The 25,772-nt window shown below is 62.7% G+C and carries 28 protein-coding genes; 12 read left to right on the forward strand and 16 right to left on the reverse strand.

Features of this window, described 5'->3' with window-relative positions; translation table 11 throughout:
* Window positions 1–10: 10 nt before the first annotated feature.
* From K0O64_RS29850 to K0O64_RS08720, 3 genes are read right to left on the reverse strand one after another with little or no spacing between them, the layout of a single operon-like run.
* Window positions 11–295: a hypothetical protein gene (locus K0O64_RS29850; protein ID WP_225509175.1), complete on the reverse strand. Its 285-nt coding sequence runs from the start codon at window positions 293–295 to the stop codon at window positions 11–13.
* On the reverse strand, window positions 231–638 hold the full coding sequence (locus K0O64_RS29855) for a TetR/AcrR family transcriptional regulator (protein ID WP_225933665.1): 408 nt from the start codon (window positions 636–638) through the stop codon (window positions 231–233). Before K0O64_RS29855 ends, K0O64_RS29850 begins: the two co-directional genes overlap by 65 nt.
* A 16-nt stretch (window positions 639–654) precedes the next feature.
* Complete coding sequence (locus tag K0O64_RS08720) at window positions 655–1,176, reverse strand: PaaI family thioesterase (RefSeq protein WP_047333248.1); 522 nt, start codon at window positions 1,174–1,176, stop codon at window positions 655–657.
* Between the two features lie 254 nt (window positions 1,177–1,430).
* On the opposite strand from K0O64_RS08720, the gene K0O64_RS08725 reads away from it, so the two are divergent.
* A complete protein-coding gene (locus tag K0O64_RS08725; protein ID WP_036339721.1) occupies window positions 1,431–2,078 on the forward strand; it encodes a TetR/AcrR family transcriptional regulator in 648 nt (215 codons plus the stop codon).
* Window positions 2,079–2,404: 326 nt separating this feature from the next.
* Window positions 2,405–3,562, forward strand: coding sequence for an MCE family protein (locus tag K0O64_RS08730; RefSeq protein ID WP_230986017.1), 1,158 nt, complete (start codon window positions 2,405–2,407; stop codon window positions 3,560–3,562).
* A 127-nt stretch (window positions 3,563–3,689) separates the two neighbouring features.
* Here the strand turns inward: K0O64_RS08730 and K0O64_RS08735 are convergent, their stop codons facing one another.
* Window positions 3,690–5,012 (reverse strand): cytochrome P450, encoded by a 1,323-nt coding sequence (locus K0O64_RS08735; RefSeq protein WP_047329670.1) that lies wholly within the window; start codon window positions 5,010–5,012, stop codon window positions 3,690–3,692.
* A gap of 93 nt (window positions 5,013–5,105) precedes the next feature.
* On the opposite strand from K0O64_RS08735, the gene K0O64_RS08740 reads away from it, so the two are divergent.
* The gene (locus K0O64_RS08740; RefSeq protein ID WP_158423529.1) at window positions 5,106–6,131 is read left to right on the forward strand and encodes an AraC family transcriptional regulator; all 1,026 of its coding nucleotides are present in this window, start codon (window positions 5,106–5,108) and stop codon (window positions 6,129–6,131) included.
* Between the two features lie 20 nt (window positions 6,132–6,151).
* On the opposite strand, the gene K0O64_RS08745 is transcribed toward K0O64_RS08740, so the two are convergent.
* From K0O64_RS08745 to K0O64_RS08770, 6 genes are all read right to left on the reverse strand, one after another.
* Window positions 6,152–9,247, reverse strand: coding sequence for an MMPL/RND family transporter (locus K0O64_RS08745; protein WP_225509172.1), 3,096 nt, complete (start codon window positions 9,245–9,247; stop codon window positions 6,152–6,154).
* Between the two features lie 121 nt (window positions 9,248–9,368).
* On the reverse strand, window positions 9,369–9,791 hold the full coding sequence (locus tag K0O64_RS08750) for a DUF6188 family protein (RefSeq protein WP_036339711.1): 423 nt from the start codon (window positions 9,789–9,791) through the stop codon (window positions 9,369–9,371).
* Window positions 9,792–10,146: 355 nt separating this feature from the next.
* Window positions 10,147–11,061, reverse strand: coding sequence for an alpha/beta fold hydrolase (locus tag K0O64_RS08755; RefSeq protein WP_047329672.1), 915 nt, complete (start codon window positions 11,059–11,061; stop codon window positions 10,147–10,149).
* Window positions 11,061–11,504, reverse strand: coding sequence for a PaaI family thioesterase (locus tag K0O64_RS08760; RefSeq protein WP_036345885.1), 444 nt, complete (start codon window positions 11,502–11,504; stop codon window positions 11,061–11,063). The genes K0O64_RS08755 and K0O64_RS08760 overlap by 1 nt, the downstream gene beginning before the upstream one ends.
* 58 nt (window positions 11,505–11,562) lie before the next feature.
* On the reverse strand, window positions 11,563–12,186 hold the full coding sequence (locus K0O64_RS08765) for a TetR/AcrR family transcriptional regulator (RefSeq protein WP_225509170.1): 624 nt from the start codon (window positions 12,184–12,186) through the stop codon (window positions 11,563–11,565).
* Window positions 12,187–12,505: 319 nt separating this feature from the next.
* Window positions 12,506–12,817 (reverse strand): hypothetical protein, encoded by a 312-nt coding sequence (locus tag K0O64_RS08770; RefSeq protein WP_225509169.1) that lies wholly within the window; start codon window positions 12,815–12,817, stop codon window positions 12,506–12,508.
* Window positions 12,818–13,479: 662 nt separating this feature from the next.
* Between K0O64_RS08770 and K0O64_RS08775 the strand changes: the two genes are divergently transcribed.
* On the forward strand, window positions 13,480–13,737 hold the full coding sequence (locus K0O64_RS08775; protein WP_096310771.1) for a DUF3297 family protein: 258 nt from the start codon (window positions 13,480–13,482) through the stop codon (window positions 13,735–13,737).
* A gap of 150 nt (window positions 13,738–13,887) precedes the next feature.
* Here the strand turns inward: K0O64_RS08775 and arsB are convergent, their stop codons facing one another.
* Together arsB and K0O64_RS08785 are read right to left on the reverse strand one after the other, a co-directional pair.
* Window positions 13,888–14,976 (reverse strand): ACR3 family arsenite efflux transporter, encoded by a 1,089-nt coding sequence (gene arsB, locus K0O64_RS08780; protein WP_096312757.1) that lies wholly within the window; start codon window positions 14,974–14,976, stop codon window positions 13,888–13,890.
* A gap of 139 nt (window positions 14,977–15,115) precedes the next feature.
* The gene (locus K0O64_RS08785; protein ID WP_096310773.1) at window positions 15,116–15,550 is read right to left on the reverse strand and encodes an ArsI/CadI family heavy metal resistance metalloenzyme; all 435 of its coding nucleotides are present in this window, start codon (window positions 15,548–15,550) and stop codon (window positions 15,116–15,118) included.
* A gap of 102 nt (window positions 15,551–15,652) precedes the next feature.
* Between K0O64_RS08785 and K0O64_RS08790 the strand changes: the two genes are divergently transcribed.
* Complete coding sequence (locus K0O64_RS08790) at window positions 15,653–16,012, forward strand: Rv2640c family ArsR-like transcriptional regulator (protein WP_096312758.1); 360 nt, start codon at window positions 15,653–15,655, stop codon at window positions 16,010–16,012.
* Here K0O64_RS08790 and K0O64_RS08795 read toward each other — a convergent pair.
* Both K0O64_RS08795 and K0O64_RS08800 read right to left on the reverse strand, forming a co-directional pair.
* Complete coding sequence (locus K0O64_RS08795; protein ID WP_096310775.1) at window positions 16,009–16,437, reverse strand: arsenate reductase ArsC; 429 nt, start codon at window positions 16,435–16,437, stop codon at window positions 16,009–16,011. The two genes, K0O64_RS08790 and K0O64_RS08795, sit on opposite strands and share 4 nt — an antisense overlap.
* Window positions 16,434–16,826: an ArsR/SmtB family transcription factor gene (locus tag K0O64_RS08800; RefSeq protein WP_225933666.1), complete on the reverse strand. Its 393-nt coding sequence runs from the start codon at window positions 16,824–16,826 to the stop codon at window positions 16,434–16,436. Before K0O64_RS08800 ends, K0O64_RS08795 begins: the two co-directional genes overlap by 4 nt.
* A 227-nt stretch (window positions 16,827–17,053) precedes the next feature.
* On the opposite strand from K0O64_RS08800, the gene K0O64_RS08805 reads away from it, so the two are divergent.
* Window positions 17,054–17,773, forward strand: a complete 720-nt coding sequence (locus tag K0O64_RS08805; protein ID WP_096310779.1) for a hypothetical protein — start codon at window positions 17,054–17,056, stop codon at window positions 17,771–17,773.
* A 30-nt stretch (window positions 17,774–17,803) separates the two neighbouring features.
* Here the strand turns inward: K0O64_RS08805 and K0O64_RS08810 are convergent, their stop codons facing one another.
* On the reverse strand, window positions 17,804–18,217 hold the full coding sequence (locus K0O64_RS08810) for a hypothetical protein (RefSeq protein ID WP_225933667.1): 414 nt from the start codon (window positions 18,215–18,217) through the stop codon (window positions 17,804–17,806).
* A 291-nt stretch (window positions 18,218–18,508) separates the two neighbouring features.
* Here K0O64_RS08810 and K0O64_RS08815 point away from each other — a divergent pair, with 291 nt between their 5' ends.
* The 5 genes from K0O64_RS08815 (at window position 18,509) to ripB (ending at window position 24,462) form a co-directional block, all read left to right on the forward strand.
* On the forward strand, window positions 18,509–20,869 hold the full coding sequence (locus K0O64_RS08815; protein ID WP_096310783.1) for a heavy metal translocating P-type ATPase: 2,361 nt from the start codon (window positions 18,509–18,511) through the stop codon (window positions 20,867–20,869).
* 194 nt (window positions 20,870–21,063) lie between these two features.
* Entirely contained in the window at window positions 21,064–21,930 is an 867-nt protein-coding gene (locus tag K0O64_RS08820) for a polysaccharide deacetylase family protein (protein ID WP_096310785.1), read from the forward strand.
* A 486-nt stretch (window positions 21,931–22,416) separates the two neighbouring features.
* On the forward strand, window positions 22,417–23,088 hold the full coding sequence (locus K0O64_RS08825) for a M56 family metallopeptidase (protein WP_225933731.1): 672 nt from the start codon (window positions 22,417–22,419) through the stop codon (window positions 23,086–23,088).
* A gap of 34 nt (window positions 23,089–23,122) precedes the next feature.
* Window positions 23,123–23,512 (forward strand): BlaI/MecI/CopY family transcriptional regulator, encoded by a 390-nt coding sequence (locus tag K0O64_RS08830; RefSeq protein ID WP_096310789.1) that lies wholly within the window; start codon window positions 23,123–23,125, stop codon window positions 23,510–23,512.
* 254 nt (window positions 23,513–23,766) lie between these two features.
* Window positions 23,767–24,462 carry an NlpC/P60 family peptidoglycan endopeptidase RipB gene (gene ripB, locus K0O64_RS08835; RefSeq protein ID WP_096310791.1) on the forward strand — a complete coding sequence of 232 codons (696 nt, stop codon included), beginning with the start codon at window positions 23,767–23,769 and terminating at the stop codon, window positions 24,460–24,462.
* A gap of 21 nt (window positions 24,463–24,483) precedes the next feature.
* Here ripB and K0O64_RS30295 read toward each other — a convergent pair whose 3' ends face one another.
* Window positions 24,484–24,750 (reverse strand): heavy-metal-associated domain-containing protein, encoded by a 267-nt coding sequence (locus tag K0O64_RS30295; RefSeq protein ID WP_096310793.1) that lies wholly within the window; start codon window positions 24,748–24,750, stop codon window positions 24,484–24,486.
* Between the two features lie 236 nt (window positions 24,751–24,986).
* Here K0O64_RS30295 and K0O64_RS08845 point away from each other — a divergent pair, with 236 nt between their 5' ends.
* Complete coding sequence (locus K0O64_RS08845) at window positions 24,987–25,772, forward strand: DUF305 domain-containing protein (protein WP_096310795.1); 786 nt, start codon at window positions 24,987–24,989, stop codon at window positions 25,770–25,772.

The raw sequence follows: 25,772 nt of genomic DNA on the forward strand, positions 1-25,772 counted from the left end.
GAACAGGTTCTCAGCCCACTTCGGGATCGCCATGAGTGGCGTCCACAAAGCGGTCGATGGCCCTATCGATTCGATCCCGAGCGACTTCACCCGATATTCGCCCACTGCTGAACGCCGCCAAATTGGCAAGCCACACATCAGCGATCAGCCCCGCTAGTCGCTGGTCTCTGACCGTGGGCTCGCCGCCGCTCAAAGTCCTTGCCAGCAGACCTTCAATGACGTCGATCGCTTCATCGGTGGCTGCGGCGGCGGTGTGGTCGGCGAGGACGAAGGCGCGCGTCACCGCCTCGGTCAAGCGCGGGTCTTGGTTGCCATTCGGTGTGCAGGCAGTCGACGAGCAAGCGAAGGCGTTCGCGCGGTGTCGACGCGGTGACGGTCCAATCGCGGCTGTTTCCAAACTCTTGGAACTCGCGGGTCAACGCCGACACCAAGAGGTGGATCTTGGAGGGGAAGTACCGGTACAGCGTGCTGACGCCGATTCCGACCTGCGCGGCCACCGCGCGAACGTGCACAGCCTCGTAACCGCCGCTAACTGCCAGCATCATCGCGGCATCTACTGCACTGTTACGGCGGTACGTGTCGACACCGCCAAGGTCGGCCGCCCTATCGGGGCGATGCTGCCTCAACTTCGAAGCCATGCTGCCAACGCCACGCTCAGACGCTGTGATCACCAATTGGTTGGTGAAGCGCGCCGGCTAGCCGATCAAACAGGTCCTCGAATCCGCTCACGTCGCCGTGCGCAGCGAAATGATCGACACCCACCGTCACGAAGACTGCGCTGGCGGTGAACCGGGTGATGCCATCGTGACTGACTCCCGTTCCGCTGACGTGAAGAGCACGTCCTTGGCGGCCGGTGATCTGGGCAGTAATCCTGTGCGGTTCGTGCAACGGGACAGGTCGCAGATACTCCACTGTCAGACTGCGTGTCACCGCGGGCGTGCCGGCCACCCACAACGTGAAGCCCAGTACGTCGTCACAGGCTGTCGCTACTGCGCCGCCGTGCGCCAGTCCTGGGGCGCCGATATGGCGCTCATCGAACGTCACATCGCTGTAGACCTCGTCACCGTCGCGATAGACAACCAGCTGCAATCCATGCGAATTCGCGGGCCCGCACCCGGTACACGTCGAGGTATGCGGAGGCAGTAGATATGGCCCCGGATGTGCTGTGTCACCCATCGTCATCCCCTTGTTTCGCACTGATTCGCGATATCGTCGGGCCCGCACCGCAACTGCAACGAGCCTTCGTTTGGCAGCTTCTGGACGCACCAAGACCCTCCCGCGTAGACACGACGGCCATGCCTACCGACCAGGGTGTTCTCCGTAACCGCGGACAAACCTACGAACAGTTTCGCTACGCTACTCTTGGTACCATACCTTGACGCCTGCTGGAAACGCCGCCCGCAGGTCCCATTTTCCGAAGGGACAACGCAGTGAGCACTCAACCGGCGGCATACGCAGACGACGATGATGACATCGACCCCCGCCGGATCAGGTCGCGTAACCGACTGCTCGACGCGGCGGCGGCACTCCTCACCACCGGGGGAATCGAAGCCGTCACGATCGACGCGGTGACCAAAGCCTCCAAGGTGGCTCGCACCACCCTCTATCGGCATTTCGCAAGCTCATCACAGTTGCTGGCGGCCACATTCGAGCGCCTGCTGCCGCACGTCACTACACCGACACCCGACGAGGGGTCGCTGCGGCAGAGGCTGATTGAAATCCTCAGCCGGCAGGCCGCACTCTTTGCCGATGCCCCGATCCAGGTCACCACGCTGGCTTGGGTCGCCCTTGGGCCCACCGATCCTGCTGCTGACGGCACCGCAGATGAGGACAGCCCGGCTGGCAGCCTGCGTTCTAGGGTCGTCGAGCAATACCGCAAACCGTTCGACGAAATCCTGTCGAGCGACCAGGCTCGCGAAGAACTTGACGAATTCGACCTCGAATTGGCTGAGTGCCAGCTCGTCGGTCCGCTGGTCTTCGCACGCATGACCGGACTCTGCACCATCAGCCGTGACCAGTGCGTCCGCATCGTCGACGACTTTCTGGCCGCACACTCACGCACCCGAACCGAGGCGTGACGGCGAATTGGTAGGTGCGCCGGCGGTTCGCCTGCGGCTTGTCGTCGCTGGGACCGGGCGGCTCGCACTGGGCCTGGCTGAAACTTCCTGGTGACCCTGCGTCATCGCCATCCGCCAGCCGCGCTGAGAAAACGCTACTAACAGTTTCAAAACGCTATGTAGCGTTGTGCTACTATAGGTACACTTATGAGGTTCAGTCGACCACGATCCAGTGAGCCCGTCATATGAAAACCCCTGTCCGCGTGAGTCGTTCGTCGAATCGCGCCGCTGTTGGTCGCACGCTGAATCACTGGCGGCACCATCCACCGTTACGAACGGCCGGGACCGTGGCGCTGGCCCTGGTCGTAGTAGTGGTATCGACGGTCTACCTGCAATTTCACGGTGAGTTCACTCCGGCCATGCACTTGACCCTGGTGTCGGATCGCGCTGGGCTGGTCATGGAGCCCGGGGCAAAAGTGACCTACAACGGCGTCGAAATCGGCCGGGTCGCCGCGGTGCGCGCGATCCAGCAAGATGACACCACCAAGGCGAAACTGTCCCTGGACGTCGCTCCAAAGTACATCGAGCTGATCCCGGCCAACGTGACCGCCGAGATCAAGGCCAGCACGGTATTCGGCAACAAGTATGTAGCCTTCCGTAGCCCGTCGAGACCGGCATCTGCGCGCGTGTCGAGCTCGCAGGTGATCGACGTCTCGCACGTGACGACCGAATTCAACACCCTGTTCGAAACCTTGATGTCGATCGCGCAGAAAGTCGATCCCGTCAAACTCAACCTGACTCTTGCGGCCACCGCCGAGGCACTGGACGGGCACGGCCTCGACTTCGGCCGATCAATCATCGCGGGCAATGCTGTCCTCGACGACATCAACCCTGAAATGCCGCAGATCCGCGAAGACATCAAACGCCTTACCGACCTCGCCGACGTCTATGCCCAATCCTCACCCGATTTCTGGAAATTCCTCAACAATGCAGCGACCACGGCAGGCACCGTCAATGAGCAGCGAGCCGATCTCGATGCGGCGCTGCTGGCTGCCGCGGGCTTCGGCAACGCTGGCGCTGACATCGTGGGGCGGGGAAGTCCCTACCTGGTGCGAGGTCTGGCTGACCTGGTGACGACCACCGGCACCTTGAACACCTACAGTCCCGAATTCCTGTGCAGCATAAGAAATTATGCTGCGATCCTGCCGCAGACTGTTGAATCCGCAGGCGGCAACGGCTACTCGATCGACTTCCGTATCGGGCTCACCGGTGCGCCGAATCCGTACGTCTATCCGGATAACCTGCCCCGTTCCAATGCGCGAGGCGGCCCGGGCGGCGCCCCTGGATGTTGGCAGACAGTCACCAAGGATTTCTGGCCCGCCCCTTACCTGGTAGCCGACACCGGCGCATCACTGGCTCCCTACAACCACCTCGAACTCGGGCAGCCATTGCTTACCGAATATGTGTGGGGACGCCAGGTCGGTGAAAACACCATCAATCCCTAGGACGAGCAGGCCTGCGGACCCACCGGTCCACGACTACGTCGAAGCGGCGCTCAGCGGCCTCGATAAATAGAATCGTCATATTCCGATGGAACTGGGAGACAGCGACATTGGGGCGGCATGCAGTCGCTCAGGAAGCGCTTCCTCGCCGGACGCGTAAGGGAATCGAAACAGGTCCTCGCAGTGAAGGATTGGTACCCCAGCGCACGGGTCCAGCAAGCTCCAGGCCGTCGAGTTCGTCCAGCAGATGGTCCACCGCTGTGATCACTTCGAGTCGTGCGAGATGAGCGCCCAGACAAAAGTGAAGTCCATGGCCGAATGCCAGGTGCCCGGTCGTGTCGCGATGAGGGTCGAACCGATCGGGGTCGCTGAACTTCGCCGGGTCTCGGTTCGCCGAGGCATAGAAGAGCAACGCCTTTGCGCCCTTAGGGATTACCGTGTCGCCGATCCGATAGGGCGCGGTAGCGGTTCTGGTGACCCACTGCACCGGCGAGCCCCAACGCGCGGTCTCCTCGACCGCCGGGCGAAGCAGGCTGCGGTCGGCTTTCAACGTCAGGAAGAACTCGCGGTCCTCGGCGAGCCTGACGAGCAGCATGCCCAACAGGTTTGTAGTGGTCTCGTTGCCGGCGACCAGAAGGATGAGCGCGTAGAAGAAAGCTTCCTGATCGCTGAGCTCGCCGGATTCTTTGGCTGCCTGCAACCAACCCAAGAGATCGTCTGCCGACGTGCTGGACCGCCGGCCCATCTCGACGTCTATGAAGCTGCGCATCTGCACGTAGGACTGAAGTAGCGAACCGACGTATCGCATGACCTCGTGCACCGACCGCGGTCCGAATAGTCTCGCGAACTTGTTGGATACGGTGCGAAAGGCCGGCCACTGAGGATGGGGAATACCCAAGATTGTGGCAATGACGTTGATGGGCATGGGGATCGTCAGCGCCGCGACCATGTCAATGACGTCGCCGTCTCGCAGTGGCCTGATCGCCTCATCGGACAACGCGCGAATATCTGTGGCCAGAGTCTGTACCGAACGCTTGCTGAACATGGGCGCGGTCAGATGCCGCAGGCGGGTGTGATCGGGTGGGTCTGTGGTGAGTACAGCACTGGTGACAAACGACCGCAGCATGATGCCGTCCCTCGACGAGAACACCTCATTGTTGCGAACGGCCTTGTGCACGTCCTCGTAGCGCCCCATCATCCAGACGCCGAGCCGCTCGTTGACGACCACCGGATGCTCACGAATGCGCAGCAGCTCGGGATAGGGGTCGGCGATGTTCTCGGCGAGCGTCGGATCGAATGTGGTTCGTGGCACCGACTTCGGCGCCGATGCAGTGCGTGGGCGCCGTAGATCGCGGTAAGCCCCTGTCGCAACCGGACGCCACAGATCAGTGACGGAGCTGCGAGTTGCAGAAAGCACCGCGCGTGGTGGGGGCCGTAGAAGATCCGTCGACATAACATGACGTTAGGCCGGTCGCAATGGCTCGATAATGACAGAATCAGACAGACATTTGATATTTTCAGACACATGCCTAGTCCGATGGCCCCGGTGTGGGACGTGGCGCGCTCCTCGGCGCCGGGTCGACACATCTTGGAGACCGCGGTACACCACGGCCTCAATCCTGAAATCTGTTTGTCTGGAACAGGACTCACGTCGCAGGGGTTGAGGGACCCGACCAGCGAGATGCATGCGAGTCAGGAACTGACGATGATTCGCAACCTGATCGGCCGACTCGGCGATCAACCGGGACTGGGTACGGAAACCGGTGCGCGCTACACCTTCGCCGACATGGGCATTCTGGGTTATGCACTGATTTCGAGTCCAACCGTTGGGGACGCGATAGACGTCGCCTGCCGGTACGCCGCACTCAGTACCGTCTACCTGAGTCTGGCCGCACCAGAACTCAACAACACCGAAGCGGTCATCGGTCTTGATAACGCCCAGGTTCCTCCCGATGTGCGGAGGTTTCTGCTCGAACGCGATTTTGCAATGTTCCTGCAGATCTTGCCGCCGCTCATGCGTGGCGTTGACGCGCCGATCGCGATGCGACTGGAGGTGGCGGATCTGCAGCTGCCGGCAAGTCTGGTGGAGATCGACAACGTGACGGTCACTGTGGAGAACGCGGTGCGCAACGCCCTGATTGTCCCCGCTGATCTGGTGAGCCAACCGATGCCCGCGCCAGATCCCCAGACTGCGGCGATCTGTATCCGCCAGTGCGAGGAGTTATTGAACCGTCGACGAACCCGTCGTGGCATATCAGCCTGGGTGCGGATGCGGATGATCCAAGATTCGACCCAGATCCCATCCATGGCGACCATCGCGAGGGAACTCTGCATCACCGATCGCACGTTGCACCGTCACTTGGCGGGAGAGGGAACCAGCTACCGCGCACTCGCAGACGAGGTTCGCGCAGCGCTGGCCGCCGAGCTGTTGAGTTCGGGACTCACTGTCGAGGAAACTGCACGCCGACTTGGCTATTCGGAGACGGCCGCATTCACTCGAGCCCATATTCGGTGGAATGGGCGCCCACCCAGTGAGTCCAAGCGCCGTGGGCGGTCAACGGCTCAAACGTGATGTGAGGGCAAGCTGCATGCTCACGCGCCGACGTCGACTGTCGGGCGGTATCGCGACGGTGCCGCAGTCCTTGGTCTAGTGGCGAGACGTTGTGGCCACCAGCTCCGTTCGCGCAGCAAAGTAGCGATGGCGGGTACGGTCAGCGTCCGGACCAGGAAAGTATCCAACAGCAGTCCGCAGCCAATGATGAGGCCGGTCTCGATCATGATCGCGACCGAGCCGATCATCAAGCCGAACATGCTCGCGGCGAAGATCAGGCCGGCGGAGGTGATGACCGAGCCTGTGGTGGCGACCGTCCGTAGAACGCCGATACGCAGATTGCTGCCGCTCTCCTCCCGCAGTCGCGATACCAGTAACATGTTGTAGTCGGCACCGACTGCCACCAGAATGATGAAGGCTAATAGCGGTACAGGCCAGGCGATTTCATGACCGAGTATCCATTGGAAAACGATGACTCCGATGCCGAGTGAGGCGAGGTAGTTCAGCACCACGGTGCCAAGGAGATACAGCGGTGCCACGAGCGCGCGCAGTAGCACCACCAGGATGAGTCCAACGATGACCAGGGTGGCGATGGCAAGTTGGATGAAGTCGGACGAGAGCAGACGCTGGATATCAGAATTGACCGCGGGGAAGCCGGCGACAGAGATCGTGGCGTTCGCCAGCGAGGTGTTCGGCCTGGCTCCATCGGCGACTTGGGTCATCTGGCGGGCAAGGTCCATCGCTTCGACGCTGTAGGGATCGTTGCTGGTCTCCACTGCGAATCGCGCCGTTTTCCCATCGGGTGACAGGAACTGCTTTGCGACGTCGGCGAATTGGCGGTTCGCAAAGGCGTCTGCGGGCAGGTAGAAGCCGGACGCGGCATCCGAACCCGCGGACGCGCGAGACGAGTTCTGAAGCTGGGTGGCGATTTGGCTCATACCGGATAGCATCTCAATATTGCTGTCCGCCAGCGTCTTTACCCCATCGGCCAGCGCGCGGGAACCGGAGGCGAGCTGGCTGATGCCGTCTTGTAGCCGGGTGATGTTGGCCGCGAGATCGGCGGGCTTTCCCAGCGCGCCGAATGCCTTGTTCATGGCATTGACGGCAGTCTGAACGTCGGCGATGGTGCCGGTTACGGTGGCGTTGGTGGCGGGGTCGTAGCGGTCACCCAGCGCGGCGACCTGGGAGAAGAATCCGTTGTTTCTCAGAGCAACCAGGATCTGGACCTGGTCGCGGATTTGAGCGCATTGGGGAGTTGTGACGCACCAGGGTGACCCATTGAGCAGGTCGACGAGCGGGTTCAGGGTGTCGATGGCGCCTTGTGTGCGTTCGGCCAGCGGGCGGATGCCTGGGCCGGCTTGTATTGCGTTGTCGATACTGGGGCTGGTCGCTGAGAGTTGGTGCAGAAGTGGGGCAAACCGTTGGAAGTCCTGGCCGGCGGACTGTGCTTGGGTGAGCACTGGGCCTAATGGTTTCAGTGCGGTCCGTACAGATGTGTCGAGCTGCGCGAGTCCGTTGGCCAGTTGGTTGGCTCCATCGGTGAGCTTGGCGAGGTCATCGCGGCGGGAATTGCCATCGGCGACGGCACCGGCCATCTTGTCGCCGATTTGCCTGTTCTGCCACGATAATTGCGCTTGGTCAAGGCGGGTGCCTGCCGGACGGGTGACTCCGGATATCTTGACCACGCCGGGGATCTGGGAGATGCGCGATGCCATTTCGTCGAGGTCGGCCAGCCCTTTCCCGGTGCGCATGTCGACGGGGTTTTCGACCACTAGGAACTCGGTGATGACGACGTCTTTGCGAAAGTGTCGGTCGAGGAGCTGGTAGCCCTCATTGCTAGCCGTGGTGGGAGGTTGTCCTTTTCGGTCGTCGTAGCTGATCTTCATCGTGGCAGCTGCACCGGAAAGAGCCAGGAGGATCATCAAGCTAGCAACGAGCAACGGCCGAGGGTGACGCACGACCGCCACAGCGACGCTGTTCCAGTACCGGCGGGTGCGGTCGGGCTTGGGTTCACCGATACCGCGTCGGGCCGCCAACGCCAACACTGGCGGCAACAGTGTCACCGTAGCCAGGAAGCCCACAAGTACGGCAACCGCGCACGCTGGTCCCAATCCGGCGAACACGCTCAGCGTGGCGAAGACCATGGCCAGAAAAGCCAGGGCGACAGTAGCTGCCGACGCGAAGATCACTCGTCCGATGCTGGCCGTCGCGTGAATGACAGCGAGATCGGCAGGGGTACCGGCGCGCCGCTGTTCGTGGTACCGGCTGATCAAAAAGACTGTGTAATCGGTTCCTGCGCCGAGAAGGATCGCGGTCATGAATGCCACGGTGAACTGCGAAACCGGCATGCCCAGCTGCCCGAATGCGGACAAGACACCACGGCCGACGGCCAGACTCAGCCCGATGACTAGCAAGGGCAATAACGCGGTAAACAACGACCGGTAGACCATCAGCAGGATCAACGCGATCAACCCGGCCGTTGCGATCGAGATGAACAGCAAATCGTGTTCGGCAGAAGCGATTTGGTCACTGAAGGTTGCCGGGGGACCGGTCACGCGGACGGTGATGTCCGACCCGTCGAAGGCGCGTTGGGCGGTGGCGCGGACTGCCTGCACCGATTCCGCTGCAGTGGGATCACCCAGAGTCCCGGCCACCCCCACCGGTAGGAACCACGCTTTGCCGTCTGCGCTGACGGCTTGTGCCTTCATCACGGGATCGGCCAGCAAGTCCTGCACCAGCAGCACGTGGGCGTGATCGGCTCGAAGGCGCTCGACGAGCCTCGAGTATCGATCCCGCGCCTGCTGCGTCAGCCCAGCGGGGCTTTCCATGGCGACGAACAGCATCGTCTTCGACCCTTGCTCGCCGAACGCAGCGCTCATGCGGTCAACAGTCTGAAATGACGGCACGTCCCGGGGAATGAGGTCGACCGACTGTCGCCGCACAACGGTTTCGAGCTGTGGGAACAACAGCGCTAGCACCACTGCAATGGCGAGCCACCCACCGATCACGAGCGCCTTGTGGTGAACCGTGAAGGCGGCAAGCCTGGCCAGCCGCGCACTGTATTCCGGCGACGCTGCGGGGTCGGCAAGACGGACGCGTCGAGAAACGGTCCCGACACCGTGGACATCATCAGCCACCGTCACGCCCCCTCAAGAGTGGAACTATCGGTATAGCACCGATACTAACGGTTTCCTATTTGCCCGCGCGACCCCCGGGCAAACGGCGGCTATCTCGGCAACCCGGCTCCGAATCATCGAATCAATTTGCAGCACCGTCAGTTTCGTCATCGACCAGGTCATGGCGAACGACGCGCACACGTCCATGCGGGAGGCAAGCCATGTAGCCATGCCGTTTGCCGTACAGCTCCCACGCCGTCTCGTGGCTGTCGGGATCGACATCGATGCAATGCCCGCGGGAGAAGCCCAAATGCAGCGCCCCCTCGTCATCGCACCAGGCCCGTGTGCACACTGCGCCGGCCAAATCGAGTAGTGGACGCTCCTGAGCCGACACCCGGGCGGGATCGATAAGCACTTCTTCGGACGGATGCGACCCGATCGCCGGCAAGGTCAGCCTCATGGGCCGCGCGATGACGAGTTCGTTGTAGTCGTCGAGACTCAGAACCAGGCCTTCTCGCAACGAAACTCGCTGGACGGTGCGCTGTTCGATCCACTGCGTATGCATGTCGGTCTCCTGTTCAACACTCCGATGTGTTGTATTTATGGTACTGCTAGTATCGGAGCGATACCAGAAGGTCCTATTTTGCAGCTCGTGGGTGCGGCGGTGGTGCTGTGCATTTTGCTGCGACGGGCACGGCGGGCAACTTCGAGCAAACGAGTCGTTGGGGACCATTCGTCAAGGGGTGCGTTCCTTGTCGGATCCCGCAGCGACCGCGCTATTGGCGTTCGGCATTCTCGTGACCTGGCCGACCGTCGCTTACATCAGCACGCGCCCCTGGGCGTCGCGTGTCCTGGTGACTGCATGCCACGACCCGGCCGAGCTTGAACGTGCCCGGGACAAGCTCTCCCTCTAGCTCGATTTAGACAACCTCGTCGAGGAAATCGATGACGGCTTCGGAGAACGCGTCGTTGTCGTCTCCAGCGATCATGTGACCAGCGTCGGTCACGTCCACCGTGCGCGCGTGCGGCACGAGGTCGACGAAGTCGTTCACTGTCTCCTCCGACACCACGTCCGACAACAGCCCCCGCACAAGAAGCGTAGGAGCAGATACCTGCCGTGCGCCGTCGATCAACACCATGCTCATCCGGTCGAACTCCGCTGCGCCCTCATCTGGATTACCTTGCAGGAAGCCAAAATTCGACGCCACAAAGGCCGGATCCCACCGCCATACCCAACGGTCGTCGGCGCGCTGCTGCAAGACCTTCCGTAGTCCGTCGAGGCTGCTTGGCTTCGATCTGTGTGGGTTGTACGCGGCGATAACCTCGGCGGCAGACTCAAGATCGGCGAAACCGTCGGGGTGCGCCGCCATGAATGCGACGACGCGCCGTGCGCCCTGCATCTCCATGCGTGGAGTGATGTCCACCAGCACCACGGCGTCCCACAGGTCAGGTGATGCGAGTAGGTGAGTGCCCAGGATCGTCAGACCGCCGAGGGAAGCTCCAATGGCCACAACAGGGTGCCCACCTGCCGCGTGCGAACGCACCGCGAGCAGGTCGCCGCCGAGTCGATCAAGGTCATAGCGGCCATCCGGGTCCCAGTCACTATCCCCGTGTCCGCGCGCATCGTAGGCCGCCGCGAGGTAGCCGCGTGCGTGTAAGCGCTGCGCTGTCGCATCCCACGCATGACGGCTTTGGCCTCCTCCGTGTAGCAGCAATACGGCTGCCCGCGGCTTCGCGCACGGATACAGGTCGACCGCCAAGGAGACTCCGTCGGTGGTGGGCACTCGCTGGAGGACAGGTCTTACCCTGCGCCGCCTGCCGAGCCCGGGGGACATCACGAGGCCGCCTTCTGGCCCACAACAGTCACAGTGCCCTGGGCAGCGCACACAGCCCGCCCGTCGTTGGTAATATCGATTCTCGCGACACCGCTGCTCTTCCCGAGCGAGATGATCTCGGCTACCGCGACGCACGTGCCGCTGGACACCGGTCGGAGTAGGTTCAGCTTGAATTCGGTGGTCGCAACCCAGGATCCGGCAGGAATGACGGGATAGAACACGACGCCGAGACAGTGGTCAACGAGCGCCGACAGACAGCCACCGTGCAACGAGCCGAAGGGCGTCTTTAAGTCGTCCCGGGCGTCCATCTCGACGACGAGGCGTCCCGCTAAGAAATCGGTATGACGAAATCCTAAGTAGCCAGCCAGGCCGCCGGCCGTCAACGCCGCCCCTTTTAACTGGTTGGCGACCTGCGCGTCGAATGCGGCGAAGTTCGCGGACATGTTCACCTCTCCTCGGTGTGGGGGCTGGTGTTTGAGACACTACGCCTGACTTGTTACATCACGTTGCGTCTTGGCCAGAGACGATTGCGGGTAGAAGAAGACGTTGCAGATAGGTGCGCAGTCCGTCTCTGCTTCGATCCCTTGGGCCACGAACGGTGAGCAGACTCAGCACGGTGCGAAGTATCCATTCCGCGGCGTCATCAACGGAGACCCCGGGCGCCAACTGGTTCCAGTGCGTCGCGAAGAGAGGCCGAAGAAACTCGGTGACGAGTTCGAAAAGCATGGTCGATGTTCCCTCGGCAAGGCCCACACCCGCGAGTTCACGATCGCTGCCGAATAGGACGCCGATGATGGGCCTTCGGCGGGCCGCAATCACAGTGTGATCGATGAAATCAACGATCGCAGAACCTAAGTCACTATGGCCGGACAACCGCGGTTCCATCCGGCGTAGGTATTCTTCGGTGGCGCGAATGATGACCCCAGAGATCACGGCCTCGCGACTCGCGAAGTACCGGTAAACCGTCGCCCGTGACACACCGGCATTTCTGGCGATGTCCTCCATAGTGGTGCCTGCGAGACCCTGCACCTCAAGGCAGCGCTCAGCGGCGTCGAGCAATCGGTCGCGCCCTGATCTCCCATCCGCCGCAGCGGACGCGCCCCAGCGCAATGACTTTGTCGCCACGTGATCAGTATGCACACGACTCAGCACTACGCGATCAACTATGCAACAGAGTTTCTAATCTGTCTCAGATAAAGGCACTCCTGGGCCCCTGAGAGGGGCCCCGCCTGACCACGAGCGTGGTTGTTCGCGGCACCGTTCTCTGCTGGGACCACTTTGGGGCCAAACGGCTTGCGCGATGCCGAACGGCGTGCGCGTCCGTCAATGTCACGAGCTGCCCTGAAACCATTACAACTGCTGCTGAACTGCGAAAACGTGCCACCGCCGCTTCCCGGGGGTCGCGTGGTCCTACGTAACACGGGCCGCTTAGATGCGACCTCGCCTAGCCGTCGGTGTCGGTAACCTGTTCAGCGGAAACAACTTTCAGCAGTTTGTCGCGGGCGGCGCAAAGCCCATCTAATGCTGAATTGAAGTCAAGCGCGGCATCGGCCAGCGAGGCGCGGCCGGCTGGATGACCGTGTGCCGCCAGCACCCGTGCTGCATATCGGAGATCGGTCGTGTAATGAATGAGGTCCACGATGTAGCGGGTGGTCGCGGTCGGCGCCGCGCCTTGAGGGCGCTGGAGGTTGCTGGACATCAGGCTTGTCCAGTCTGCGATTGCGCGGCGGTCGAAACTGTACAGCCCCTCGAGCATCCAACGTCGCCACCGGGCTGGACGGCCGCTACGAGCACCGGAAGGAAGCGGTGAGGAAGCCATCAATCGAGCCTAAGAGCTCACCCAGCGTTTTTCTGGGCCCATAAGCAGCGGTCTGAAGCGGCAATCGCCCCGTAAGCCGACCTTTGCCCACCGACGCCGAGACGCCTGTTGTCACGAGACCCCGGCGGCGGTCGCGACGCGCAGCTGGTCGGCTGCCACCCTCCATTTCCGAAGTGTCTGGCCCGCTGATCGGCCGAGTAAAGAGCGCCTTCGGCGCGACTTCGTCGTGGCTTCGCCACCCTTGACACAACCGATCGCAGCGACAGGACGGCCGCATGGGGAGCGGCCCGTTAGTGGCACCGCTTTTACGAGGCGAGTGACGACAGTTTTGACGACAACGCTGACGACAGTTGCTGCCTCAACGACGTCCCCTACACGACAACTTGCGACCTATCGTGCCTGGTCACGGACTCTGCCCGCTCCTGGCAGTGTGGGGGTCAGGGGTTCGAGTCCCCTTAGCTCCACAGCGGAAAACCCGAGACCACACGGTCTCGGGTTTTTGCTGTGTGGGGCCCGCCACGATCTACGCGTGGGCGGCGCGTAGATTTCTTGAGAATCGATCCCACGAGTCCAGCGCAAGCCTCCTAACGAAAGCCATCATGTCCGAGGACGAGACCACAGACGTTCCACCGAATCAGCTCTCCATCGATCCGCGGAGCCCGTTCTACAACGAAGAGGTGCTCCTGCGCGACGTGGGTATCCGCTTCAACGGCGCCGAGAAGACCAATGTCCACGAATACAACGTGGCTGAGGGTTGGGTGCGTGTCGAAGTCCCGACCGCGAAGGATCGCCGCGGAAATCCGATGGTCGTCAAGCTCAGCGGCACGGTCGAACCGTATTTCCGCTCAGCGGACTAGGGGACACCCCTTGGGGTTGCCGGACGAACTGTTCGGCGCACTCGGTAGAAGCCCCAGAGCCGCGTCGCTCACTGTCGAGCAGACCCGCCACGCGAGGCGCCTTGAGACTGCGCGATATTCACGATCATCGGATCAGCGCGCACGCGAACACTAAGGGAGCGGATCGGTGTTCGTCTCCGTAGGAACTCCGCTGTGTGCCGTCCTGGTGCGCTGCTCGGGGAAGCGGCGATACAGCGCAAGCGATACGTAGACCAGGCCGACGAGAACGGGAACCTCGATGAGCGGGCCCACTACGCCGGCCAGCGCCTGGCCGGATGTCGCGCCGAAGGTCGCGATCGCCACGGCGATGGCGAGTTCGAAGTTGTTGCCCGCGGAGGTGAACGCCAGGGTGGTGGTGCGCGGGTATCCCAGCTTCAACGCGAACCCGACGAGGTAGCCGCCGGTCCACATGACGGCGAAATACGCGAGCAGTGGCAGCGCGATACGCACCACGTCCAGTGGGCGAGATGTGATCTGGTCGCCCTGGAGTGCGAAGAGGATCACGATGGTGAACAGCAGCCCGTACAAGGCCCAGGGGCCGACGCGCGGCAGGAACGTGGATTCGTACCACTCACGGCCCCTTGCTTTTTCGCCGTAGCGGCGGGTCGCGTAGCCGGCCACCAAGGGGATGCCGAGAAAGATCAGCACCGACTTGGCGATCTGCCACACGGAGATGTTCAGCGAGGTCTGGTTCATGCCCAACCAACCCGGCAGGACCGACAGATAGAACCAGCCCAGCCCGGCGAAGATCAGCACCTGGATCACCGAGTTGATCGCGACCAGGACAGCGGCGGCCTCTCGGTCACCGAACGCGAGATCGTTCCAAATGATCACCATGGCGATGCACGGAGCCAGGCCGACGATGATGATGCCGGTCCGGTACTCGGGCAAATCTGGCAGGAACACCCAGGCCAGGGTGAACATCAGCGCCGGGCCGACTACCCACACCAGGAATAGCGCAGCGAGCAGCATTCTGCGGTCATGGGTGACGGTGCCCAGTCGGTCGTAGCGCACCTTGGCCAGCACCGGGTACATCATGACCAGCAGTCCGATGGCGATGGGGAGCGAGATCCCATCGATCTGCACCGCGCTGATTGCGCTTCCCAGGCCGGGAACGAGTCGCCCCAGGATCAGTCCCAAGACCATGGCTGCGCCGATCCACACCGGGAGCAGCCGGTTGAGGGTGGACAGCTTCGTCATCACAGGCGTCTCGGCGCCAGACGATGTGGTCGCTTCGGTCACGCTGAGACTCCCGTCAGTGGTGCGCTTCGACGCCTGTCGATATTGACAGTCATCGAATCAAGGGGCAAGCCGCCGGTCTGTGCGTCGAGCGCGAATCTCACGGTGCTGACACGTCGGCGCCGCAGCAGCGGTTCTCCTCGGCCTCAGGTGCGGAACCGAAGAACGTGTCCGAGTCGGCGAGCTTGGTGTAGACCTCCCAGCGCTCGCCGCCGGGGCCCGTCACCCACACCTTGTCTTGGGTGGCGAAGCAGCAGGTGGTGCCGATCTCTTCCTCGGTGAACATGCCTTCGTTGGTTAGGCGTGAGATCTCGGCGTGGACACGGTCGCTGGATTCGACCTCGACGCCGAGGTGGTTGAGGCTGCCGCCCTGGCCCGGATTTTCCAGCAGGACCAGCTTTAGCGGCGGTTCGGCGATCGCGAAGTTTGCGTAGCCCGGCTTGACCTTGGCCGGTTCGGTGTTGAACAGCTTGGAGTAGAAGGTGATGGCCGCGTCGATGTCATCGACGTTGAGGGCCAGTTGAATACGGGACATGGGGCGCCTCCCGAAACCTATGCGACATATGTCGAACTTATGGGACACGGGCCAGCATGCCACCTTTTCGATATATGTCAAGCAATGTGGCATCATGGATTTGTGCCCAAGGCGTTGCCGTCGATCGATATGTCTGCGCCGGTGTGTTGTGCGCCGGTGGTGGCTGGGGTGATGAGTGACGACGACGCGTTGCATGTGGCGTTGCGACTCAAGGCGCTGGCCGATCCGGCGCGGGTCAAGATCATGTCCCTGCTGTTCGGCTCGGCCGATGGAGAGGAGAACAGTCGGGACCTGGCCGCGGCGATCGGGATCGGGGAGTCGACCGTCAGCCACCATCTCACGCAGCTGCGCAATGCCGGGTTGGTGGAGTCGACACGTCGCGGCATGAACGTCTATCACCGTGCGCACCGCGATGCGGTGGCGGCTTTGGTCGCCGTTCTCGATCCGAATTGTTGTTCTTAGAGCCGAGTTTCGGTATCTGCGGTGCGCGGCAGCAACTCGGCAATGAGTTCTTCGATTCGTGTCCTGATCTGGTCGCGGATCGGTCGCACGGCGTCCACGCCCTTGCCTGCGGGATCTTCGAGGACCCAATCCCGATAACTCTTCCCCGGGAAAAAGGGACAGGTATCCCCGCATCCCATGGTGATCACCACATCGGAGGCTTCGACCGCGTCGGTGGTCAGGATTTTCGGGGTCTGATGCGAGATGTCGATCCCGACTTCGGCCATGGCCTCGACGGCGGCGGGATTGACCGCGCTACCGGGGGCGCTGCCGGCCGAGCGGACTTCGATGGAGTCGCCCGCCAGGGCGGACAAAAACCCCGCGGCCATCTGGGAGCGTCCGGCGTTGTGCACGCAGACGAACAACACGGACGGTTTGGTGGTCATCGACAGGTCCTCTCCAGCGCGGTATCGGCTGTGATGGGGGAATGGGGGAGGTCGAGCGTCAGGACCGCCGACAGCCTTGCGATGGCTGCTGGTATCGCCCAGTAGTACACCCAGGTGCCGCGTCGCTCGCAGTCGAGCAATCCCGCTTCGCGCAGCGTCTTGAGGTGATGAGAGATGGTCGGCTGGGACAGCTCGAAGAACGGGGAGATCTCGCACACGCAGCACTGGCCACCCTCGTGGCTGGCAATCAGGCTCAGCATGCGCAGGCGCACCGGATCCCCCAGTGCCTTGAACATCGGCGCCAATTCGCCTGCCCAGTCGGAGTCCAGCGGTTGACGGGCCAGCGGAGGGCAGCAGGGTTCTACTGGGGGTGACGGCGCGGCGGACACCCGTCTATATTGATGGTTATCAAAACAGCCGTCAAACGGCGATGAGGTTCACGTTGCCGCGAAAGCTGTATCGAGTTGGCCCTGCGCTGCAACACCTATTTGTGGGGCGTGCGCAGATTGTCGCGCCAAGATCGAGTCGGACGGATATCAGCTCTGTGGCCGAGCTGGCACTCGAACGTTATGAATTACTGCTCGTCCGGGCAGGCGTTCGATGTCAGTGTCGATGTGTGCCAGCCCAGTACGCAGTCAAGACCGATAGCCGGCTAGCCGCCCGGTGCGCCGCGACGGCGTCGATCGGTGCAGCGGTCATCCACTTCGCGGTAACGCCGATGCACTGGAAGGACTGGCTGCCGTCGGGGTTGTTCTTCGCATCCATCGCTGTGTTCCAGTTGGTTTGGGGATTCATCGCATGGTCACGGCCGACGATGGTGGTGCTCGTCGCCGGCATCCTCGGCAACGCCGGTTCGGCCGCTCTGTGGGTGTTGTCGCGAACCGCGGGCGCACCGTTTGGCCCCAACGCCGGTCAGCCCGAGGCCGTGGAAGCGGCCGGCATTTGCGTGCTGTTGCTTCAGTGCTACGTAGTCATGGGTGCAGGGTGGGCGTTGACTCGACGCTACCGAACGGACGAGGTCCCAGGGTATGGGCGGGCTTTGGTGTTGCTGGGCGCCAACACCGTGATGGTCGGCGCGGTTACGGTGGGCCTGGCGTCCGGGCTCCAGGGCCACCACCATCACCATGGCTCCGCGACCGAAGCGGAACAGGAGCCGATTCACAGCACGCAGATGGACGGGCATTCTCACCACGCGGACCCTGTGGTTCCGGCCGCGACACAACCCTCGACAGCACCGGTGCCGGTCGAGTCGGGACGCCCGGTGACGGACATGAACCTCAAGACCGGCGGTGATCAGCCGAATGCCGATGGCCACCAACATCATCACGACGACTGAGTTCGCACCAAGCTAGGAGAGCGGCGACGGTCAGTGCTCGTGCTCGAAGAGCACCAGCGTGTGCACTAGTGAGCCATCGACGAAGTAGGCCCGGCAGTCGAAGTGGTCCTGCAGTGTAGAGCCGACTTCCGTGGGCGCATTCACCACACCGGAGACGTTCAACACGGTGATACGTGCTGTGTCAATGCCTTTGAGAGGCTCGTCGAGGGTCAGGGGGAACTGGTCTCGACCGTCGACGTCAAGGCTGCTCGCTTCGGTGCGTACGTCGGAAAGGTGCGCGGTGGAGGCGGACACCAATCGCTTGAGGACGTCGGTTTGACAGCGATCCTGGGCTGACTGCTCGGCAGTGGGGCGGGTCTCGCTCGATCTCCATAGCCGCAGTGCGCCTGAGGAAATGGCGATGGCGACGATCGCCGCGCCCACCAGAACGAGGACGGCCGTCACGACGAGTCGCCTCCGGTGCCCACTGTGATCACCGTCGATACGTCGCATGGTCTTCCCGCCCGCCGTTCCGTTCGCTCTGTGGGGACGATACGCGCTGAGCTGCCCTGCCCCTCGGGTGGTTCAGCATCGTCTCTTCTTCGTCAGATCTTTATCGAAGGCATACCCGGGCCATACCGGCACGAGGAAAATTCAGGGTGCGGTGTGGATGAAACTGTGCGGCTGGGAGCGGCCGGAGGTGACCGCATGGGCAACCAGCGCTGGCGCCGAGGCGGCGTAGCGGAGAGGGATCCGATGACCACCACCACAACGGTTCTCGATGTCCACGGGCTGCATTGGGCCACTTCGACATCGATTGTTGAATCGACATTGTTGCGTCGACCGGGGGTGTCGGCGGTGCAAGCCAACGCCGTCAACCAAACGGCGACCGTGGTCTTTGACCCAGACAGCACGTCGGTCGCTGAGCTATCGAAGTGGATCCGCGACTGCGGCTTTCACTGTGCTGGTCGCTCGGTGCCCGACCACATCTGCGAGCCGATGGCAGAACCCAGCGCGGGGAGCTCAGCGCACACAGCCCGCGATGCTCAGGATGGTCACACCCATGGCTCCGCTATGCAACGCGCCCCACACGACGTGATGGGTCACTGTGGCCACGCCGGCATGTCGATGGAGGCCATGGTGCGTGACATGCGCAACCGATTTCTGGTCGCCCTGGCGTTGTCGGTCCCCATCATGCTGTGGTCCCCGATGGGCCGCGACATGTTCGGCTTCATGGTGCCCGCGCCGTTCGGAATGCGCGACGACGTCTTCACCCTCCTGCTGAGTCTGCCGGTGGTGTTCTATTCGGCATGGATCTTCTTTGACGGGGCGTGGCGAGCGTTGCGCGCGCGAACGCTGGACATGATGGTTTTGGTCGCGGTCGCTGTGGGCGCGGGCTGGCTCTACAGCGTCGCGGTGACCCTCACCGGTGGCGGGGAGGTGTTCTACGAAGCCGCTGCGATGTTGACAACCTTTGTGCTCCTAGGGCATTGGTTCGAGATGCGCGCACGCGGCGGCGCCAACGAGGCGATCCGCGCGCTTATGGAGCTAGCGCCGCCGATGGCCGTCGTGGTCCGAAACGGCGAGCTGGTTGAGGTGCCCACCGCCGAGGTTGCGGCCGGTGACCTGCTCCTGATCCGGCCCGGTGCCAAGATCCCCGTCGATGGCACGGTGGAAGAGGGCAGATCGGAGGTTGACGAGTCGATGGTCACCGGTGAGAGTCTGCCTGTCTCGAAAGTGCCCGGCGACAACGTGATTGGTGCCTCGATCAACACCACCGGAACCCTGCGTGTGCGGGCCACCAAGGTGGGCTCGGACACGGTGTTGGCCCAGATCGTGGCCATGGTGCAGGAAGCTCAGAATTCGAAGGCGCCCGGCCAACGCCTTGCTGACCGGGCCGCGTTCTGGTTGGTGCTCGTTGCGCTCATTGGTGGCACCCTTACGTTCTTGGTGTGGTGGGCGGTGGGCGCCGGTGTTCAAACAGCACTGCTATTCGCCATCACCGTGGTGGTCATCACCTGCCCGGACGCGCTTGGTCTGGCCACTCCCACCGCGATCATGGTGGGAACCGGACTCGGCGCACAGCGGGGAGTGCTTTTCAAGAATGCCACTGCCCTTGAGACCTCGGCGCGCATCCAAACCGTCGTGATGGACAAGACCGGAACACTGACCAAAGGGGAGCCCGAGGTCACCGACTTCGTCGCCGCCGCCGATGTCAGCGAGAACGAGTTGCTGGGATTGGTCTCTGCAGTCGAGACACAGTCCGAACATCCCCTGGCCGCCGCGATCGTTCGCTACGCCCGCGATCGCGGAGTCGCTGCGGCATCGCTGACTGAATTCCGCAACGTCCCCGGTCACGGAGCCATTGCCACGGTGGCCGGCCGTCGCGTTGCTGTCGGCAACCGCAAGCTGATGGTCGAGGAGGGAGTCGACTTTCCGTCAGATCTGATGGCTCGCCGTGACGAGCTCGCCTCCACCGGGCGCACCGCGGTGCTGGTGGCCGTGGACGGACGTGGTGCCGGCGTGATTACGCTTGCTGATGCCGCCCGGGAAACTTCAGCGGAGGCAGTCCGGGAACTGCATGACTTGGGAGTCCAGGTGGTCATGCTCAGCGGAGACAACGTGGCCACCGCTGCCAGGATCGCCGAGCAGATCGGTATCGACACGGTGATCGCCGAAGTCCTGCCGGGGGACAAGGCCGGCAAGATCGCTGACCTACAGGGCCAGGGCAGGAAAACCGCCATGGTCGGCGACGGTGTCAACGATGCTCCCGCTTTGGCGCAAGCTGACCTCGGTGTGGCAATCGGAGCGGGTACCGACGTCGCGATCGAGACGGCCGACTTGGTGTTGATGCGCTCCGACCCCCTTGACGTCCCGATCGCATTGCGGATCGGTCGGGCCACCCTGCGTAAGATGCGCCAAAATCTCGGATGGGCGGTGGGATACAACGTAATTGCGTTGCCGATCGCCGCGGGTGTCTTCGAACCAGCGTTCGGTTTTGTGCTGCGCCCGGAGATCGCGGCCTTGTCGATGTCAGGGTCGAGTTTCATCGTCGCGGTCAACGCGTTGATGCTCAAACGCCTCAAGCTGCCCGCACCGTCGGAGAAGCCGGTCTAATCCTGCGGGTTGACGGCTGGGTGTGCTTACCCTGTCGACCTTCGGCATTTGTATACGTCAGCTGTACGTACGTAGTTGAGCAGTAGTGTTGGCGGCAGCGGTGGAGGGCGCGTAGCAATGGGCGATACCGTCGGGGCCGAGCAGCGCAGGCTCGGCTTCGGCCGACACGGACTGGAGGTGTTGTGCCCATGCGTATGGGGGCGATGCGGCTGTGGTGGCAGGCGGCCGCTCTGGCGGCTGTGGTGGTCATCGTCGCCACCACTATGGTCTTCGCTGCCCGTCATCGGCAGGCCACCGACCCTGATCATGTTGACTGTGAGCGGGTCAAGTGCGTGGCGCTGACATTCGATGATGGCCCTACCCCCTTCACTGATCGGCTACTTCGGGTGTTGACGTCCTACAACGCCAAAGCGACCTTCTTCTTGATCGGCAACAAGGTGGCCGCCGACCCCGCCGCCGCCCGGCGGATTGCCGATGCCGGGATGGAGATCGGCAATCACACCTGGGAACACCCGAACATGAGCACGATTCCGTTGATGGACATCGCCTCCCAGCTCAGCAAGGGCAGCGAGGCGATTGCTGCCGCGACCGGACACGCACCGCAGCTGTACCGGCCCGCGGGTGGGCTGTCGTCTGAGGCCGTGCGCTCGGCCGCCGCCCGGCAGGGCCTGGCTGAGATTCTCTGGGACGTCATTCCGTTCGACTGGATCAACGATTCGAACACCGCGGCCACGGTCTACATGCTCAAGACCCAGATCAAACCTGGCTCGGTGGTGCTTCTCCACGACACGTACTCCAGCACCGTCGACGTGGTGTACCAGTTCATTCCGGTGCTGCTCGCCAACGGCTACCACTTGGTGACTGTGAGCCACCTGCTTGGTCCACGGCCGCCGGGCAGTAGTTATGGGGGCCGCGTCAACGGTCCACCGGTCAACGCGTTGGTTGACATTCCCGCTAGTCGGATCCCCTCGCTACCGGGCACTCCGTCGCCGAGGCCGGCACCTAACCTGCCCATCACGGACATTCCGAATCAGAGCGCCGGTGGTCCGCCAGCGCAGTAGCCCACCTCAGTTCCGTTAGCCGCCGGAGTCGGGATGCGCTCGTGGGTCATCGAGAGCAGAGACGAATGTCGTTCTCAGCTCGGCTCGAATCGAGTTGGCTACGGTGAAGCTCAGTAGGTGACACACTTCGCGACACGGTGACTTCCATGGGCGGCCATGGCTTCCCGGGTACCATTGGCGGGTGTCAATGCGAGAACCGCATCGCTGCGGTGCCACCACGGCCCGCACCCTGGGAATGACCGCACGGTGAGTGCCGTGACAAGCGTCGTCGTGTGGACTGCCGGTGGTCTCCTCATCGGGCTCTTGTCTCCGCCCCTGTTACGCCTCGGAATGCGTCGGGGTGTCGACGCCGGAGTTTTGCTGATTACCTGGGCAAATTTGGTGTCTCTGACAGTCATCGCGATCGCACTTCCTGCAGTCTCAGGGCTGATACATGGTTGTTGGCTAGCCTTGGGTGTCGAAATGCCGTGGTGGGTCGGCGTCCTCATGGGACTGCTCAGTGGTGCCGCCGTCGTTATCGCCATAATCGGAGGCGGTTGGCAGATTGCCGGCGTGACACGACATCGTCGCCGGGTACACGCCCGCCACACCGAGTTGGCCTGGCTCTTGACGGGGACCGCACCGCAAGCAGGCAGGGTTCTGTGGCTTCCGACTTCTGAGCCCCACGCCTATAGCTTGACCGGCAGCCCACCGTTGGTGGTGATGAGTCGCGGCCTTCGCGACTGCCTCGACCAGGCTGCTGTGAGGGCCATCAGGTCACACGAGGATGCCCACCTGCAACGGCGTCATCATTGGTTTATTGCTGTGGCACAGGCGTTGTCGGCAGGTATTGCTTGGCTGCCTCTGACGCGGCAGTCGCCGGCCCTGGTGCGCATGCTCATCGAACTGGACGCCGACGCTCACGCTGCGCGGATCCACGGTCATCGTCCGCTCCGGCGTGCGATCCAGACTCTCCGATACGCCCCCGCACCCGCAGTTTCGCTTGGAATCGCGTCGGGAAGCGCACAATTGCGGCTGGAGCGGCTGTCGGCGACATCTTTCTCCGGAACGTCGCATGGATCCCGATCGGTGGTGCCTGGCACTGCTTTGCTCGCAGCGACGGTGATCGTATCGGTGGCATTGGCGCTCGGTGCAGGCCTGGCTTCGTGCGCACCGTGAGTACGCACCTCCGATCAATAAGTGAAGGATATGCATGAAGGTTCGAGGATTCGGTGAGCTGGAAGCCGCTGTCATGGCGAAGATTTGGGATCACGACCCATACACCGTCACGGTGCGTGAGATCTTTGACGAGCTCGCCGGGGAACGCCGGATCGCTTACACGACAGTGATGTCCACGATGGACAACCTGCACACCAAGGGGTGGCTTGAGCGTGAGAAAGACGGCCGGGCATATCGCTACTGGGCCGTGATGACCCGCGAAGAACACACCGCGAGTCTGATGCGTGAGGCACTTGATGGTGGTGGGCGACCGGAACTGGTGCTCGCCCATTTCGTCGAGCAGATGGATCCCGACGAATCCGAAGGACTGCGGGCCGTGTTGCGGCGCCTGGCACGACGGACCGGTAGCGCGAAAAAGGCGTAGCTGGCCGCCGAGATTCGTCACGTTCGGCACGCCCCGCAATGGCTGGGTCGACGCGCCGTGCTTGCCGATCGTTATCCAAGTGATACGGCGGACAAGTGTGAACGACTGGCGGTCGCTGTTACGGTTCATTCCTACGTAGTAAGTACGTACTACGTAGGAACGCAATTTTGGCAGCACGTTTTTCGCGAAGCCCGGCCGACATCAACAACGCCGATGCGTTGACGCGGGCAGGACGGCAAGGACGGTGATCCGTGATGTTCTCTCGGCGGCTGGGCGGCCTGGCATGTCTGCTCTTGGCGGCGATCATTCTGCAGGTCACCTCGCCGGCAGCGGCGGATCCCGGAAGCGACGCCTGGGACCCGTCGCTTCCCAGAGTCACCAGTGCCGGAGCGCCGGGCGACCCCCTGGCTATCGCGAACGCGTCCCTGCGGGCCACCGCCCAGGCCGCCCAGACAACAATGGACCTCGGCCGTTCGTTTCTTCATAGCTTGGGGTTGGGAGGCACTGGGGCTGAGGTGACTCGTGACGGACTGAACCGCGTCTCTGGCAGTCAGGCAATTGAGTACGTCATCCGCCGTGCCGGCAGTCAAATTGGTGTTCCCTACTCGTGGGGCGGCGGGAGCCTCACCGGCCCGAGCAATGGAATCGATTCCGGCTCGGGCACAGTTGGTTTCGATTGTTCCGGCCTTACCAGATATGCCTACGCCGGTGTTGGCGTACTGCTGCCACGATGGTCGGGCGATCAGTACAACGCGGGGCGCAAAGTGCCGCCTTCGCAGGCGAAACGGGGAGACCTGCTGTTCTGGGGGCCCGGGGGCAGTCAGCACGAGGCGATCTACCTGGGTGGCGGCCAGATGCTCGAAGCTCAGCAGACAGGGGTGCCGGTCAAAGTGTCACCGGTCCGAACGGCTGGGATGACGCCGTACGTGACCCGGGTCATCGAAGGGTGATTCGCGCCGAGTCGGAACAGCTCACCCGCAGCAGCAATGGCCTTTTGGCGAGTCCGCCATCGGCAACGACGGTCGAGGGGCGGGTTCGACTTCACCCTCGGGGGTGTACCCGGCGCGCGTAATAGCCGCGGAAATACTGGCGGCGTCGCAGTCGCCGTGCGCTGTCACGATGCCGGACGCCACGTCGACATCGACTCGCTCTACTCCGGCCAGCGGCGTGACCGCCTGGCGAATGGCATTGGCGCAGTGGCCGCACGACATTCCGCCCACTCGAATGACAACACTCATGATTCCTCCTGCGCCAAATATATACCCCCTGGGGGTATTAGTAAAGGTGCGTGGTCGTCGGCCTGATCAGCCGACTCGACGATGCGCCGAATCGAAGACCCGGGGACGGCTTGTGCAGCACCGCCGCGAAGCAGAACTTCTTTATCGAATCTTCACAGAACCACTAGGTCACCCCTACCGAACCCCGGAAGGCTCGGAAGCGGATCGAAATGCTGGATCGATGAAAGGGATGTGTTGTGAGTAAGACGAGGATTGTGGTGACCGGCGTGGCCGCGTTCGCCGCGGTGGCCGCCATCGGTGCGTGTAGTAACTCGGCGACCAAGGATGCATCGTCGTCGTCGACGGCGGCGTCTCCGGCTCAGAGCACATCGGCGGCTCCGGCAGCCGCGCATAACCAGGCCGACATGATGTTCGCCCGGATGATGATCCCTCATCATCAGCAGGCTATTCAGATGAGCGACATGATCTTTGCCAAGCAGGGCATCGACCCCCGGGTGGTCGACCTCGCCAAGCAGATCAAGGCCGCACAGGGCCCGGAGATCGACCAGATGCAAGGTTGGTTGAAGCAGTGGGGCATGCCGGGGATGAACGGCATGCCGGGAATGAGCGGCATGCCGGATATGGACGATATGCCCGGCATGAATGGCACACCCGGCAACGCGCCGTCCGATCATGGCGGCATGCACGGCTCCGACACTGCTACGGCATCACCCACCACCACCGCGACCATGCCGATGCCCAGCGGTTCGATGATGCCAGGTATGCCCGGAATGGGTGATATGCCCGGTATGGACGGAATGATGTCGCCGGCCGATATGCAGGCTCTGCAAAGCGCCCAGGGTGTGGAGGCCAGCAAGTTGTACCTCACTCAGATGATCAAGCATCACCAGGGCGCAATCACCATGGCGCAGAACGAGATCAAGAACGGTCAGTTCGCCGACGCCGTTGCCCTGGCCAAGTCGATCGCGACCAGCCAGCAGAAGGAGATCGACACCATGAACCAGATCCTGAGCACCCTCTAG

This window comes from Mycolicibacterium pallens (assembly GCF_019456675.1).
Lineage (GTDB): Bacteria > Actinomycetota > Actinomycetes > Mycobacteriales > Mycobacteriaceae > Mycobacterium > Mycobacterium crocinum.

Coding starts and splice junctions, on each gene's coding strand:
- K0O64_RS29855 (WP_225933665.1), bottom strand. CDS start 638: ATGGCTTCGAAGTTGAGGCAGCATCGCCCCGATAGGGCGGCCGACCTT.
- K0O64_RS08720 (WP_047333248.1), bottom strand. CDS start 1,176: ATGGGTGACACAGCACATCCGGGGCCATATCTACTGCCTCCGCATACC.
- K0O64_RS08735 (WP_047329670.1), bottom strand. CDS start 5,012: ATGTCGACGGATCTTCTACGGCCCCCACCACGCGCGGTGCTTTCTGCA.
- K0O64_RS08750 (WP_036339711.1), bottom strand. CDS start 9,791: ATGCATACGCAGTGGATCGAACAGCGCACCGTCCAGCGAGTTTCGTTG.
- K0O64_RS08755 (WP_047329672.1), bottom strand. CDS start 11,061: ATGTCCCCCGGGCTCGGCAGGCGGCGCAGGGTAAGACCTGTCCTCCAG.
- K0O64_RS08760 (WP_036345885.1), bottom strand. CDS start 11,504: ATGTCCGCGAACTTCGCCGCATTCGACGCGCAGGTCGCCAACCAGTTA.
- K0O64_RS08770 (WP_225509169.1), bottom strand. CDS start 12,817: ATGCTCGAGGGGCTGTACAGTTTCGACCGCCGCGCAATCGCAGACTGG.
- K0O64_RS08775 (WP_096310771.1), top strand. CDS start 13,480: ATGTCCGAGGACGAGACCACAGACGTTCCACCGAATCAGCTCTCCATC.
- arsB (WP_096312757.1), bottom strand. CDS start 14,976: ATGACGAAGCTGTCCACCCTCAACCGGCTGCTCCCGGTGTGGATCGGC.
- K0O64_RS08785 (WP_096310773.1), bottom strand. CDS start 15,550: ATGTCCCGTATTCAACTGGCCCTCAACGTCGATGACATCGACGCGGCC.
- K0O64_RS08795 (WP_096310775.1), bottom strand. CDS start 16,437: ATGACCACCAAACCGTCCGTGTTGTTCGTCTGCGTGCACAACGCCGGA.
- K0O64_RS08815 (WP_096310783.1), top strand. CDS start 18,509: ATGACCACCACCACAACGGTTCTCGATGTCCACGGGCTGCATTGGGCC.
- K0O64_RS08820 (WP_096310785.1), top strand. CDS start 21,064: ATGGGGGCGATGCGGCTGTGGTGGCAGGCGGCCGCTCTGGCGGCTGTG.
- K0O64_RS08825 (WP_225933731.1), top strand. CDS start 22,417: ATGGGACTGCTCAGTGGTGCCGCCGTCGTTATCGCCATAATCGGAGGC.
- K0O64_RS08830 (WP_096310789.1), top strand. CDS start 23,123: ATGAAGGTTCGAGGATTCGGTGAGCTGGAAGCCGCTGTCATGGCGAAG.
- ripB (WP_096310791.1), top strand. CDS start 23,767: ATGTTCTCTCGGCGGCTGGGCGGCCTGGCATGTCTGCTCTTGGCGGCG.
- K0O64_RS30295 (WP_096310793.1), bottom strand. CDS start 24,750: ATGAGTGTTGTCATTCGAGTGGGCGGAATGTCGTGCGGCCACTGCGCC.